Source organism: Coleofasciculus chthonoplastes PCC 7420, assembly GCF_000155555.1.
GTDB lineage: Bacteria > Cyanobacteriota > Cyanobacteriia > Cyanobacteriales > Coleofasciculaceae > Coleofasciculus > Coleofasciculus chthonoplastes_A.
Map to the genome: position 1 here is coordinate 18,873 of NZ_DS989874.1, position 14,335 is coordinate 33,207.

The 14,335-nt window shown below is 44.4% G+C and carries 12 protein-coding genes; 6 read left to right on the plus strand and 6 right to left on the minus strand.

The window, feature by feature from the left end:
* Positions 1-275: 275 nt before the first annotated feature.
* Positions 276-734 (minus strand): type II toxin-antitoxin system PemK/MazF family toxin, encoded by a 459-nt coding sequence (locus tag MC7420_RS31575; RefSeq protein ID WP_052307581.1) that lies wholly within the window; start codon positions 732-734, stop codon positions 276-278.
* A 20-nt stretch (positions 735-754) separates the two neighbouring features.
* On the opposite strand from MC7420_RS31575, the gene MC7420_RS31580 reads away from it, so the two are divergent.
* Positions 755-1,792, plus strand: coding sequence for an IS630 family transposase (locus MC7420_RS31580; protein ID WP_006097775.1), 1,038 nt, complete (start codon positions 755-757; stop codon positions 1,790-1,792).
* Between the two features lie 198 nt (positions 1,793-1,990).
* On the opposite strand, the gene MC7420_RS31590 is transcribed toward MC7420_RS31580, so the two are convergent.
* Together MC7420_RS31590 and fabI are read right to left on the minus strand one after the other, a co-directional pair.
* Positions 1,991-2,470 (minus strand): type II toxin-antitoxin system antitoxin SocA domain-containing protein, encoded by a 480-nt coding sequence (locus MC7420_RS31590; protein WP_006105819.1) that lies wholly within the window; start codon positions 2,468-2,470, stop codon positions 1,991-1,993.
* A 125-nt stretch (positions 2,471-2,595) separates the two neighbouring features.
* Positions 2,596-3,372 carry an enoyl-ACP reductase FabI gene (gene fabI / locus MC7420_RS31595; RefSeq protein ID WP_006105884.1) on the minus strand — a complete coding sequence of 259 codons (777 nt, stop codon included), beginning with the start codon at positions 3,370-3,372 and terminating at the stop codon, positions 2,596-2,598.
* A 288-nt stretch (positions 3,373-3,660) separates the two neighbouring features.
* Here fabI and ntcA point away from each other — a divergent pair, with 288 nt between their 5' ends.
* A complete protein-coding gene (gene ntcA, locus MC7420_RS31600; protein WP_044210879.1) occupies positions 3,661-4,332 on the plus strand; it encodes a global nitrogen regulator NtcA in 672 nt (223 codons plus the stop codon).
* 121 nt (positions 4,333-4,453) lie between these two features.
* On the opposite strand, the gene MC7420_RS35915 is transcribed toward ntcA, so the two are convergent.
* Together MC7420_RS35915 and MC7420_RS31610 are read right to left on the minus strand one after the other, a co-directional pair.
* A complete protein-coding gene (locus MC7420_RS35915; protein ID WP_006105854.1) occupies positions 4,454-5,284 on the minus strand; it encodes a WD40 repeat domain-containing protein in 831 nt (276 codons plus the stop codon).
* An 11-nt stretch (positions 5,285-5,295) separates the two neighbouring features.
* Positions 5,296-7,419 carry an NAD(P)/FAD-dependent oxidoreductase gene (locus MC7420_RS31610; RefSeq protein WP_006105802.1) on the minus strand — a complete coding sequence of 708 codons (2,124 nt, stop codon included), beginning with the start codon at positions 7,417-7,419 and terminating at the stop codon, positions 5,296-5,298.
* Positions 7,420-7,575: 156 nt separating this feature from the next.
* Here MC7420_RS31610 and MC7420_RS31615 point away from each other — a divergent pair, with 156 nt between their 5' ends.
* From MC7420_RS31615 to MC7420_RS31630, 4 genes are all read left to right on the plus strand, one after another.
* Complete coding sequence (locus tag MC7420_RS31615; RefSeq protein ID WP_006105795.1) at positions 7,576-7,842, plus strand: hypothetical protein; 267 nt, start codon at positions 7,576-7,578, stop codon at positions 7,840-7,842.
* Between the two features lie 270 nt (positions 7,843-8,112).
* Positions 8,113-9,075 carry an Acg family FMN-binding oxidoreductase gene (locus MC7420_RS31620; RefSeq protein ID WP_006105860.1) on the plus strand — a complete coding sequence of 321 codons (963 nt, stop codon included), beginning with the start codon at positions 8,113-8,115 and terminating at the stop codon, positions 9,073-9,075.
* A gap of 642 nt (positions 9,076-9,717) precedes the next feature.
* Positions 9,718-11,694 (plus strand): glycoside hydrolase family 9 protein, encoded by a 1,977-nt coding sequence (locus tag MC7420_RS31625; RefSeq protein WP_006105830.1) that lies wholly within the window; start codon positions 9,718-9,720, stop codon positions 11,692-11,694.
* A 220-nt stretch (positions 11,695-11,914) separates the two neighbouring features.
* A complete protein-coding gene (locus tag MC7420_RS31630; RefSeq protein ID WP_052307582.1) occupies positions 11,915-13,651 on the plus strand; it encodes a glycoside hydrolase family 9 protein in 1,737 nt (578 codons plus the stop codon).
* Here MC7420_RS31630 and MC7420_RS40860 read toward each other — a convergent pair.
* The gene (locus tag MC7420_RS40860; protein WP_157453413.1) at positions 13,597-13,788 is read right to left on the minus strand and encodes a hypothetical protein; all 192 of its coding nucleotides are present in this window, start codon (positions 13,786-13,788) and stop codon (positions 13,597-13,599) included. The two genes, MC7420_RS31630 and MC7420_RS40860, sit on opposite strands and share 55 nt — an antisense overlap.
* Positions 13,789-14,335 lie beyond the last annotated feature (547 nt).

A 14,335-nucleotide genomic window follows, 5' to 3' on the forward strand; every position in this document is an offset into this window, starting at 1 on the left:
CACCAGATTCCGGTTCTGGGTGTCGGGGGTTCAAATCCCTCCGTGCTCGTTAAACAAGAAACTCCAGTATTCTTATTCGACTAGGGGTTTCAGCCAATAACTACTTAACTGTCACATTCCTGTATGTGCCGGCTTTTTGGTGTTCCTGCTGTTTTTTTTGACTGTGCTATGAGAGCATCCGATTAGCAAACTTACCCGATGAAGGAAAAATCCTCGTCCATCGGAGAGCTTAAGGCGGGGAGTGTCAAATAAGATTTGAGAATACTGTTGTTTTATCAAAAACCTAGAAATTCATCGATGAGGTTGTTTCGCTCATCTTCAGATAACTGATAAAATACCTTTTTAGCCAGCTCTGGAGAGGCATTTTGTGAAAACCAGTCACTATTAGGATTATCTTGTATTACCAAAAAATAGTGTAATCGTTTCTCTATCGCCTCTTTGTCGGATTTGTCTAACTGTCCTATGCGTTTTAACCAATGATGGTTAGAATCTTTAAAACAGTTACCATCAACGGTGTATATTTGATGTATTAAAGCATAGTATTCAGGATCAAGACCATTCCTTTGAGTTGGATTAATCGGGTAAACCGTTGGTAAACCCTTGTATATCTCTCGTGAACTCAATGGAATAATTGCAAATGTCTGTATGTCATCCGAGTTATTTCTAAATTGCTCACTTGTCCAAACTATAGCAGCCCTAAATAGGTCGCAACAGATATAATAGTAATAATACATCCCTAGTAAAAAGACAAAAGATGAACATTATAGATGAATTGGCTAATTTTATCAATCAGACAAAAGAGACCAAAGAAATTAAAAGAGCCTTGGCGGTAAAAATGATTTTGGAAGGAAAATCTTATCGTGAAGTCAAAGAAATATTAAAAGTTTCTCACAGTTTTATCAGCCAATGGAAAAATCAAGCGCTTTTTCAGGGTGTAGAAAGTTTAAAGCTTCAATATAAAGGTAGAGCAGGTTACTTAAAATCTGAAGAAAAAGAGCAAACAATTCAGTGGTTGAGAGAACAAGATTATCTAAGATTATCAGACTTGCAGAAGTATTTGCAGGAGCAATATAATGTAGTTTTTGAGTCCAATCAAAGTTATTATAGCTTATTTAAAGAGGCTCAAGTGAGTTGGAAAAAGACTCAAAAAAAGAATCCGGCTAAAAATGATGAATTAGTCAAAGCTAAAAAAAAAGAAATAGAGGCAAGGCTAGAAAAATGGAAACCGGAAATAGAAGCTGGAAGCCGGACGGTGCTTATGCTTGACGAATGTCATCTGCTGTGGGGTGATTTGTTAGGTTATGCGTGGGGAAGAACAGATGCAAGAATAGAAGTCCCTCTCAAAAATGAAAAAGAAAGACAGACTTATTATGGGGCTTTAGATTATCAAACCAAAGAGTTTATAGTCAAAGAATATAAAAGTGGAAACAGCGAAAATACAATCGATTTCATCGAATATTTACAAAGGAAACGACCCGGGAAAAAATTATCGATATTTTGGGATGGTGCAACTTACCATGATTCCAAGCAGTTTCGAGAATACTTAAAGACAATTAATCAAGATTTATCAGAGGAAGACTGGTTGATAAGTTGTACAAAATTTGCTCCGAACGCTCCCGAACAAAATCCAGTCGAAGATATTTGGTTGCAAGTTAAAACTTTCATTAGACAATTTTATCATCTTTGCAGCTCTTTTAAAATAGTTAAGTGGTTATTTAAGTTTTTTGCTGATGGTCAAATATTCGATTTTCCCAAAATATTTCAGTATGGAAAATTGCCACAATCTATTTAGGATTGCTATAGGTGAGGATGACTGCCTCTCAAAACTCGACTAGCATTAAGCTTTTCTGTACAATCTTTATGATTACACTCGATCTGACTGGGTTCTTTTAAATCATAAATATGAACATGACCCTGCTTACAGCGCAAAGAAACACGATCAGGATTAATCAAGTAGATCCATCCTTGCCGAGGTTTTTGTCCAGCCATTTTACAATCCTAACTCACTCACCAATTTTTCTCGTTCGGCGTTTAAATTAAGCTTAATTTTTTCTTCGGCTTTATGGATTTGCCTCATTTCCAGCATTGGAGCCGTATTCTGTACATAATCTAATAACTGTTCAAATTTTGCTGCACTAGCCCACTCTCTTCTAATGTTATCAAGCATTAGTTTTAGACCCAAAGGTAAATTTATATCAGTTGTGATATCTGCTTCTATACCTAGTCTAATAAAGGTGATCCTGCCTTCAGCTTCCTGGGCAATCTCTTTCCCGTCCATTTGACTGAGAGCTGTGTCTATATCTTCATGCCAGGGACTATGGCGGTAGTAACACCAGTTTAATTCAGTAAGCTGCTTTCCTGTCCATTTAACCGTATAAAGATCAGCCAAATATAAAAAATTAACGAGCTGTGTTTTTGTGATATGTCCTTTTGTCTTATAGACAAAATATTTGATGAGTTGCTCCAACATCATTCCTTTTAATGCTGATGTCTAGATCGTCGGTCAAGTATTATGAGAAACCGGGTTTCTCGTGAAGATGACAGAAATATCAAGTTTCACCCAAAGAAACCCGGTTTCTTGACCAAGGCATCCAATTACATACCCATGATTTCATATCCAGCATCGACATATAAAACCTGACCCGTGATCCCACTGGCGAGATCACTCGATAAGAAAGTGGCGGTATTGCCCACTTCTAGCTGGGTAACGGTTCGTCGTAGGGGTGCTATCTGCTCCACATGATGAATCATATCCAAAATGCCGCCCACTGCTGAAGATGCTAGGGTGCGGATTGGACCTGCGGAAATCGCATTGACCCGAATATTACTCGGTCCCAATTCGGCGGCGAGGTAACGGACGCTCATCTCCAATCCTGACTTGGCAATCCCCATGACATTGTAATTGGGGATCACCTTCACGCCGCCAAGATAGGTCATGGTGACAATACTTCCTCCCTCCTTCATTAAGGGTTTAGCAGCGGCGGCTAATCGCGTCAGGGAATAGGTACTAATTTCTAAGGCTGTGGTAAACCCTTGTCGCGAGGTTTGGCTAAACTCTCCAGATAAGTCCTCTTTATTGGCAAAGGCAAGGCAATGGATGAGGATGTCCAGTTTGCCCCACTGCTTCTCAATCGCCTCAAAGGTGGCGTCGATTTGAGCATCATCCTGGACGTTACAGGGTAAGAAGACACTAGGTTGTAGGGGTTCTACCAAGTCTCTGACTTTCTTCTCGAAGCGTCCCTTCTCATCGGGTAAATAGGTGACTCCCAACTCAGCACCCGCTTGGTGCAACTGTTGGGCAATGCCCCAGGCGATTGATCGATTGTTGGCAATCCCAGTCACTAGGGCATTCTTTCCAGTCAAATTCAGCATAGGTATCTTAATTCTTCAAGACAATAAAACAATTCGTTAAAGAATAACCGTGTTTGGGCGATGTTCGTTGTATGATAACGCCAAACCGTTAGCTATCAACTCAATTCATCAGGTGTCCGTTGACATCTCACCTCATTATGTAACAATTGGTACAAAAAACCTATTGGGACTCAGATTAAGTATTCTTGAATACAATATAGAGATCGTTCATTGAGCCGATTTTGGAGTCTCAAGCTTCATCGGCGATCACTTAGAAGTCAGTAAGGCTTTGGCGCAAGGGTAATAGGTATGGTCGTAATGCAAGATAGACCGTTAGCAGCTGTGTTCCGTCAAATCGGCGGAAGCTCATTTCCTCCCGTTGTTGAAACCTTTGAGCGGGGCAAAACTATTTTTTTCCCAGGAGATCCCGCTGAACGGGTCTACTTTCTCATGAAAGGCGCTGTGAAGCTTTCCCGGGTATATGAGGCGGGTGAAGAAATTACAGTTGCCTTGTTGCGGGAAAATAGTGTCTTTGGGGTATTGTCATTGATTACAGGTCACCGCTCTGATCGGTTTTACCATGCGGTGGCGTTTACCCCGGTTGAACTGCTTTCAGCTCCGATTGACCAGGTAGAGCAAGCGCTCAAGGACAACCCAGAGCTATCCATGTTGATGCTCCAGGGACTGTCCTCGCGGATTTTACAGACGGAAATGATGATCGAGACATTAGCTCACCGGGATATGGGATCTCGCTTGGTCAGTTTTTTATTGATTCTCTGCCGTGACTTCGGTGTCCCTGGTAAGGATGGGATTACCATTGACTTGAAGCTGTCCCATCAAGCGATCGCGGAAGCGATTGGCTCTACACGAGTAACCGTCACTCGGCTACTGGGGGATTTGCGAACGGATCAAATGATTTCTATTCAAAAGAAAAAAATCACGGTTCACAACCCTGTAGTGCTGAGTCAGCAGTTTACATAGACGTCGTAGACAATTTAATTTATTTATGGCTCAGGTTCATCAATTTTGAAGGCGACAGGCTTCAGCTTGTTTCATTTGATGAACTTTAAGCTGCATTGCGTTGACAATGGAGATGTCCGGTTTAGGGACGCCGCAAGACTTGAATTTCGGAGTCTTGATTCTCTGAATTCCCGGTTATTCCAGCTAAGAGTTTGCCATCTGAACTAACCACCAAATTAATCATTTTTTCATGCTCTAAGGTAGCTTCTAGCTCCGCTGTTTGTAAATTCCACACTTTAAGCCCTTCATCGGTACTGCCAATAATGCGATCGCGACTGAGAACAAGGTTATTATACCCAAAAGAGTTTCTCGTCGAAGACACACGTCCTTCGGCTTTCAACATTCCCGTCGTTAAATCCCATACTCTCAAATCCGTCACGGGTTGGCGATAGTAAATTGTCACGGCTGTCTTACCATCCCCACTGATGTACGCCGAGGGCATATACCCAAAACCGTCCGACCATTTTTTCTGGAGGATAATTTGCTGGTTACTGAGTAAATCCCACGCCACAAGTTTGCCACCCACACCCAATTCAACCAGTGCTGTTTTGCCATCAGCACTAATCACACGAGGATAGAAACGTGGGATAGTGGCGCTGTACCAGGTTAAGTACCAAAACACTAAGAACCCAATAACCAAGGGATGTAACCTCATCGTGATCCGAATCACCGTTCCCTGAGATCCCGATTCAAATCGCCCTCGGATTCTGGGTAAAAATGAGTTTTGGTAATGAATAATTCGCCGCACCTCAAACCCATCACTGGAAATTGTTCCGGCATAAGGTGCATGGTTACGAGCCAAAGTCCAGCGAAATGTTTTGGGCGCTTCAATGTGAGCATTGAGCTTATCGATAACATCCGGTAATGGCTCGTGAGTTTGAATGGTAAAGGCATTGTCGGGTAGGATGGGCATGGGTTGAACCCTTAAGAATTAAAGGCTTTATTTTGACCTGAATGGGTCATTAATTCATCTGGATTTAATGCTTGGTGTTGCACCCGTTCCGGACGTCCCATCCCCGTTGTTATCGCATAATATTGGGCTAACAGTCGCAACCATAGGGCGGGATAATGCTTTTCAATCCAGGGTTGTAAGCGGCGAATCAGATTCGGGAACCACCCTTTAAGGAATCCACTCACTATAGCATTGCGAGTAAACGTGAAGTAACTACCTATCCAGCGTAAGAAATCCTTTGTCCCTGCCATGTCCCAAATCCAAAAAATCAGGGCAGGATTACGTCTGGCTGCTTTTAATGCTAGTCGGTTGAAGGTTAACCAATCAAAACGATCTTTAATAAACGTATCAGCAACCTCTGGCGGTTCATCCGCTAAAAGCCCAAAGAAGGTATTCAGCATGGCATTAACCCGTTGGGGAGGCAAATGACGCCCGGTTGGCACCATCATGCCTTTGGAAAAGAGCCAAGTGACCGCAACATTGCTTTGATGAGCGCGAATTTGGTTTAAATCGTTGGCAGTTAGGAGATTATGGCGTAGGGCGGTATCGAGTAAGTCGGTTAACCGATATAGGTTACGCACAAGGGAACCAAATCCGGTAAACACCAGAGGCGATTGTAGGGAAGCCGCATCCCCAATGGCAACCAGCCGATCAAACGCCACCGTGCGATCGCGACTGCTGATGCTAAAGTGTCCAGGAATATAGCCGAATGTTGGTTTCTTCCACACCAATTTTTCCATGTCGCAGCGGCGGTACTCTGGCAGAATTGTAAAAAAGTCTTCATACATTTCTAATAAAGAGCCAGGGTTCTCAGGATGCACCTGATGGTAATGGAACAAATAGATCGTCAAGTCCTCCCCCGCCCCCGGAAACAGTTCCCAAATCAACTGCCGTCCCCGGGAAATGTCGCCGTGGCTATTGAGAACGTCTCCATAGTTAGAATCCCACACCCCTGGCTCAAACCCACTGGCAATCACCGCACCGACGGTGGGGCAGACGCTATCAAACGCCCTGCCCCCATTCAGTTGCCAAGCGATGGGGGAAGCGGTGCCCATGGCATCGACTAAAAGTCGTCCTCTGGCTTGTCGAGGGGTTTGGCTGGGCAGATGCTGTAGACTGACGACAACTTCCTCTGGCGTGATCTCTGCCCGGATAAACTCCGTCTCATCCCAGATGTCACCGCCGGCTTTTTGTAACTTTTCTCCACATAAATGTAACAATTTCTCTGAATCAATTGCCACATTGAGTACTGTTGGTGTATGTAGTACAGGTGCTTTTAGATGAGGAGGATTGTTGCCATCAAAGAATTTGTTGAAGCCATCAATATATTCTCTGGCGATCATGGTTTCAAACTCATCGGGCGTAAATAACCCCAAATCGATGAGACTCTGAAACTCAGCCCGGGAAATATTCCATTCTCGGTTCATGCGCCCAAAGGGTAATCGTTCTACCAGTAGAACTCGATACCCCCGTTGTGCCATCACGGCGGCGTGAATGACTCCCAGGGCGCCACCGATGTAAATCAGGTCATAGGTTGAATTGGAGTAGCTGTGTCCTCGAAGCTGTGTTGGTTCCTCGGTTGTCTTAAACACAACCTGTTTAGGCTGCTGTGGATTCCGCACCCCTTCGCGCCATCGTTTTTCCCACCAATAGACGCGGTTGAGGTCATATTCCCCTTTGGGCATTTTTTGGAAGAAATGAACCGTCTGGGGATAATAGGGCGCTAGCGCCTCAAAGATCGACTGTTGCGATAAATCGACCTCTGGGGGTTCAGGATAGCGATAGGGAAACTGACGGCGTAAATCCCCTGTCAGCTTCTGGAGTAATTGCCGTTCTCCCGCGATCGCGCGATCGCAACAGCGAAAGGCTTTCAAGTAGGTGGTTCGCTGCACCGACCAAACAAAAATGGAGATTTCCGGAATCGGGACGTAAATCGGTGTAGATGAATTGGCTGAAGACGCATGTTCAATTTGTACCAGGATTCCATCCGGGGTTATCGTTTTCTTCCCCAGCTCAAAGTACCAGTCCTGCTGCAACCAGGTGCGAACAGCGTCGGTATCGGGGTTCGGTATTTCTACGTAGAGAAGTTCTTTCATCTGAGTGATCTGATTCGCTGAGGAATTACGCAAGATGACGGAGGTGACTTGAAGCAAAATACGCTACACTTCCGGATACTGATTGGTTTAATATTAGTAAAAAAAGTTTACACTCTTCTCATTTTCGGTAAATTAGGGTGCTTTTGTTAACTCGCCATGAATTATCCCATCCCAGTTAGTCCCCAAGAAATGACGGCTCTCCGTCAAAAACCAGTGAACGAAGAATTAGTAGCAGCGGCAATTGCCGGTGTCATTCAGATTGCCCGTTCTCAAGGACAGTCCTTAGACGAGCTTACCGCTGAAGTGCTAGCGGAAGATAGTGTCTTAGATCAGGCACAACGACGCTGGCTTAGTGATATTGTCGCCCAAGCCTGGAACATTCTGCCATCCATAGAGGCGGTGGGGAGTATCTCGGTTTCTTGAGGATATCAAGCGGTGTCAATCATCGCTTGACCCCAGGTTGCGATCGCGTCATTATTGTAATTCTAGTGTTGACGGCTGACTGGTGGCTGATGACTGGTGGCTGTTGACAGTCGATTAGTGGGTATTTGCCGCCTATTTTGTCACGGTTCGGTAGTCAGGGATGCGAGCCTAGAGTTTGTTGGGTTTCATACCTCAACCCAACCTACAACATGAAACTACTACAATAACGACACTCATCACTGGACGTTAATTGTACCGACTACTTTAACCATGATTTCTCAGCCGGAAGCCAGAGAACTGATTCGCCTCGCCACCTTAGCACCATCGGGTCACAACACCCAACCCTGGAAATTTTCTATTGATACCAATACTATCCGTATTTACCCGGACTATTCCCGTCGTCTACCTATAGTAGACCCTGATGACCATGCGCTGTTTATCAGTTTAGGTTGTGCCTTAGAAAATCTGTTGATTGCGGCACAGCATAGCGGTTTCAACGGCGAGGTTGAGTACTTTCCCGATGGAGAAGCCCAAGATTGTTTGCTGGTTCATTTACACCCCAATTCCCATCCTCCGGATACAGCCCTGTTCCACACTATTTCTAAACGTCAATCCACTCGTTGCGCTTATGATAGTCGGGAAATCCCTCGAACAGATTTACAAGCATTGGAAAAGGCAAATACTCAAGACGGGATTCAGTTAAGAGTATTTACGGAGGCTGACGATATTGAACAGATTACTGACTTTGTTAAACAAGGGAATCGCCACCAGTTTAATGATCCGGCGTTTGTTAATGAACTCCTTTCCTGGATTCGCTTTAATCAGCGTGAAATAACCTCACATCAGGATGGCTTAATCGCGGCAGCTTTAGGTTTTCCGCCTGTATCCATACCTCGCTGGTTGGGTCAAACCCTGATGAAAGTATTAGCCACTCCAGAAGGTGAAGCGAAACGGTGCGAGAAACTGATTCAGAGTTCCTCAGCACTGATGTTATTTATTGCCCAAAAGCATGATAAAAAATATTGGGTAAATTTGGGACGCAGTTTCCAACGTGTGGCTCTCACAGCAAGTTCGTTGAATATTAAACACGCGCATATTAATATGCCCTGCGAAGTGTTAGAGGTGCGACGGCAATTCCAGAACTATTTGGGATTAGAGGAAGCACAACCCCTGTTACTACTACGGATTGGTTATGCTCAAGCCATGCCCACTTCACCGCGTCGCCCCCTTTAGGAGGTGCTGATAGATGGGGGTTGAGTTGGATTGCACAGGTGTAGAAGGTAAATGGCAGAGGGCTTCAAGGGAAAAGTACGCACGGGATAAAGGGGATTCCTGAAGCAGATGTGGTATCACACTATCCGGACGATTATGAGGGATAAAGGTAGATCCGAATAGTACACTGTTGAGGAAAAATTCGGTCAAGAAACTGGGTTTCTTTGGGTGAAAGGTTGATATGGCGTCGTCATCCTCACGAGAAACCCGGTTTCTAGGAATACTTAACCGACGCTCTAGATAGGGGCTGCTGAATAAGTATTGTGGTGGGGGTAGGGAGCAGGGGAAGCAGGGGAAGCAGAGGGAGCGGGGGAAGCAATGATACATTTTCCCTGATAATGGTGCAAAGGTATGAAAGGGTTTTATCCTTTTTCTTTGAAGATGAGCCAATGTTCATGCTACTCAAAGCTTTGGTAGCCAAGGGTTTCGGTCTTGTGCAGCAAGCCCTAGATAAGCTAAAGCGTTTGCCAAGGTATTTTTCTTTGTCCAGTAAAATATATCTTAATTAAAGATTTCATAAAAAATTAGCAATTGAGTGAATTTTCTGATGGCTTCAGGAACTGACTAAGCTAGCATGAGATTAACCTGGATAACCCCAACGTTATGTTTAAAGCCCGTACTCTGGTTAAATTCCTGCTCATTTTTTTACTGACGGTCTTTATTTTAACCTTTAATTGCCTTCACTATTGGATGTTCGGTGTCTTCAATGTTTTGGGTCAAGACTCTCTAGCAGGAAATCAGTACAATTACGGAGAAGTCTTACAAAAAGCGGTCTATTTTTATGATGTTCAGCGATCCGGAAAACTGCCTGCCAATAATCGGGTGGAATGGCGGGGGGATTCGGCATTAACTGATGGTGCAGATAATGGGATTGACTTAACCGGAGGCTGGTATGATGCCGGGGATCATCTAAAATTTGGCTTTCCCATGGCAGCTTCAACTACGCTTTTGGCTTGGGGCGTGATTGAATACGAAGACGCTTACAAACAAAGTGGTCAATATAATGCCATGCTGGATAATTTACGCTGGGTTAATGACTATTTTATTAAAGCTCATCCTGCACCAACAGTGTTGTGGGGTCAGGTGGGTAAAGGAAGTTTAGATCATGGGTGGTGGGGAGCAGCGGAGGTGATGCCGATGGAGCGTCCTTCCTATAAAATTGATGCCACTTGTCCGGGTTCTGATTTAGCTGGAGAAACCGCCGCCGCGATGGCAGCTTCAGCTATGGTTTTTCAAGCAACCGATGCGAATTATGCCCAAACTTTGCTCAAACATGCCCAGGAACTCTACGACTTTGCTGAGCAATATCCGGGCAATTATTCCGATTGTATTACCGAGGCGGCGGAGTATTATCAATCCAGTGGGTATACCGATGAACTGGTTTGGGGTGCAGCATGGCTTTATCGAGCTACACAAATACCGGAGTATTTACAAAAAGCTGAAGCCTATTATGAGCAGTTAAGGGATCAACCTAATGCGACTCTCGCTTATAATTGGACGCATACCTGGGATGATAAATCTTATGGCAGTTATGTCTTATTAGCCGAATTAACCGGGAAAACCAAGTATCGACAAGACGCCGAACGTTGGTTAGACTATTGGTGCGATCGCTGTCAGTGGCAACACGTCTCCTATACTCCAGGAGGACTGGCTTGGCTGGATGAATGGGGTTCGTTAAGATATACGGCAAAAACTGCATTTTTAGCCTTTATTTATGGGGACTCAGTAGACTCGGCTTGGACGCGACGAAAATATCATGCCTTTGCCGAACGGCAGATTAATTATATGTTAGGATCGAATCCAGATCAGCGCAGTTATGTGGTCGGATTTGGCAATAACCCACCCAGACAACCCCATCATCGAACAGCCCATGGTTCTTGGGCAAATAGTAAAGAAATTCCAGAAGAAACGCGACATATTTTGTATGGCGCTTTAGTTGGCGGACCGGATCAGGAGGATAATTACATCGATGAACGGTCTAATTTTCAGATGACTGAAGTTGCCACAGATTATAATGCCGGATTTACGGGTGCTGTGGCGAAACTTTATCAGAAATATGGGGGTAAACCCTTAGCCAATTTTCCGGAACCAGAACAACGAAGTGATGAATTTTTTGTCGAGGCGCAAGGGAATCAACTGAGTGATAATTTGATGGAGGTTCAAGCTACCATTTATAACCAATCCGCGTGGCCCGCCCGGATTATTCCTAATTTATCGTTTCGCTATTTTATTGATAGTAGTGAGGTGATAGAAGCCGGAGGAAACCCAAGCGATATCAAAGTTAATGCTAATCCTGAATCGGGAATAACGGTATCTGGACTTAATCCTTGGCAAAATTCGCCAACGATTTACTACATTCAGGTGGATGTAGATGGGACACAACTCTATCCTGGAGGAGAAGCTTATTATAAAAAAGATGTCCAATTGCAGGTGAATACGCCGACAGGTATCTGGACTATGACTAATGATTGGTCGTACCAAGAGATATTAGAACAAGCCGGGAAGGGCAAACGTACTCATATTCCGGTTTATAATAGTGGACAATTAATTTGGGGAGTTGAACCGCCACAAGATGGGTGAAATAGTTTTGATGCTTCACGACTTTCGAGGGTATAGTGCGTGAGTGTGTAGGGGCGGGTTTAGGGACTTTCGTGCAGCTATTGATAATAACATTTGTACAAAACCCGCCCTGACTTGAGTCGGGTCGCTCTCTCCTTAAACCTTTAGGTGATTAATCTTTTAGGGATTAAAGGTGCGTCTACAGATTAAAATCTGTAAATGAATAGGATGGAATAATCTCATGAAAATCGATAGACGTTTCTTCCTCGGTTGGGCAATATCGATGGTGTATGGATTCTGGGCTAAAGGACAAGCGCAAACGGTAAACCCAGATAACCCAAGTAAACTTTTGATTAATCAAGTTGGATATTCACCAACCCATCCTAAGGTAGCCTTTTTACTCAATTCCAATTTTTCTACCACCAATCCCGTCCAATTAATTAACGTCCGAAATAACCGTCCGGTTTTCGAGACTGAGTTGTCAGCGCCGAGACAAGATACAGCCAGTCAAGATAGTATCCAACGGATTGATTTCACCTCATTCAACCGCCCCGGACGCTATTATCTGAAAATTGGAGAGATTCAGTCTTATCCCTTTGAGATTGGTCAGGCTATTTATCAAGATGCTTTCAACAAAATGCTACGTTCCTACTATTTACAACGCTGCGGGGTAGCCATACGAGATTCTATTAATGGAATTGGTCATTCTCCTTGTCATTTAAATGATGGCACCTTTGCCCATACCGATGATATGCATCGGGCGGGTGAAATGAAACGCGCCCAAGGGGGTTGGCATGATGCGGGCGATTTTGGTAAATATGTGGGACCAATAGCGGTAACGGTGGGTCGTTTATTAAGTTTATATGAGCAATATCCGTCGCTATTTTCTGACCGCCAATTGATGATTCCTGAAAGTGGAAATGGCAGACCCGATTTGCTGGATGAAATGAAGGTGGGATTGGATTGGATGCTGACGATGCAACGGCGCGATGGTGCAGTTTATCGCAAGCTTTCGGGGAAAGAATGGCCCCCCATGATTCTACCGAATGAAGATATCCAACCGCGTTATATTTATGGAATTTCCACACCAGAAACAGCGAAGTTTGCCGCCGCGTTAGCCATGGCAGCGCGAGTATATTCAGACTATGATGTGTTGTTGGCGAAGAATTATTTAAAAGCGGCGCAAAAAGCCTGGGAATTTTTACAAAATGAGCCCTCAATGCGTGTGGATTGGGTTGAGGGTGATGATAGTGGTTCGGGGAAATATTTGGCTGGAGAGTGGGATACGGAAGCCTCGTTAACGACGGATAAAGATGACCGTTTTTGGGCGGCGGCGGAATTGTTGATTACGACTGGGGAGGCAATTTTTTCGGAGTATTTAGAGCAAGAGCTTCCTAGGTTATCGTATACTCTATTTGAATGGAAAGATCCCTCGGCTTTGGGGATGGCAGATTATCTGTGGCAACCGCGTCAGCAAGGTTCAGAAAATCTGAAGGTGCAAATGAAGCAGAAGTTATTAGAACGGGCAGATCGTTTACTGGATACGGTGAATCGCAGTGGCTATCGCTTGGCACTGGATAAGTTTATTTGGGCGTCGAATAAGATGGTAGCGGAGGAAGGAATTACCTTGTTTTATGCCTATAAACTGACCGGGAATCAAGCGTATTATCAGGCGGCGGTGGATCAGTTAGATTATTTGTTAGGACGCAATCATTTTAATCTATCCTTTGTTACGGCTGTGGGGTCAAATTCAGTCCGCAATGTCCATCACCGAGTTGCTGTCGCGAAAAAAACGGTGATTCCTGGGTTAATGGTAGGGGGGGCGAATACAGAAGCCCAGGATGGAATTGCTCCGAAAGGATTGGGTCCGCTAAGTTATGTGGATGATCAGCGATCTTATGCCACGAACGAATATGCGATTGATTATAATGCTCCTGCGATCGCACTGATAGGGATGGTGATGGCGGAAGGTTCGTAGTTGCGCTGTCTTCGCGATCGCATCCCGTTGATGGGGATAACAATACCACAATCCCGTAGGGGCGCATAGACGTGCGCCCTAACCGAAGCGCGATCGCATTCCGTTGATGAGGATTGTGATAATAAAAAATTCCCCACAACAATTTAGCTGGGCGGTTAGAAACCGCAGCTACACGAACAAAACCGTTCGTAGTAAGCTGTTCGGCATTTAAACCTTAATGTCAATAATAACGAAATCCTTGTAGTGCGTTTAGCGAAGCCATGCCGCAGGCTTTGCATCTTGCTCGCTACTAATACCCAATTTAAATGCATGACAGCTTAAGTGAGGATTTATTACCAGTGCTGCAAGATAGGAGTTTTATCCATATCATTGAATCAGAAAGGTTGTAGGTTGAGTTGAGTGAAAGCGAAACCCGTTAAAACGGGTTCACAGTCTTAAATTTAGGCTGTAAACTGATTATTGATCATTGGAATAATGCATTTCGCGATGCGGCAAAATTCGGTCATTTTGAGCGCAGCTTAGTTAGTGAATTACTACAAGATTGAGGAGAAGACAGCCGGGTTTGTTGGGCGTGAATTTGTGTTTCAAGCAATAGAGGAATTTCTGACAAGTCAGTCTAGCGGCATCCGTGTAAACTTAAGCCCTGAAGAACCAGGAAATCGCGGAACCAAACGAAACTTTCGT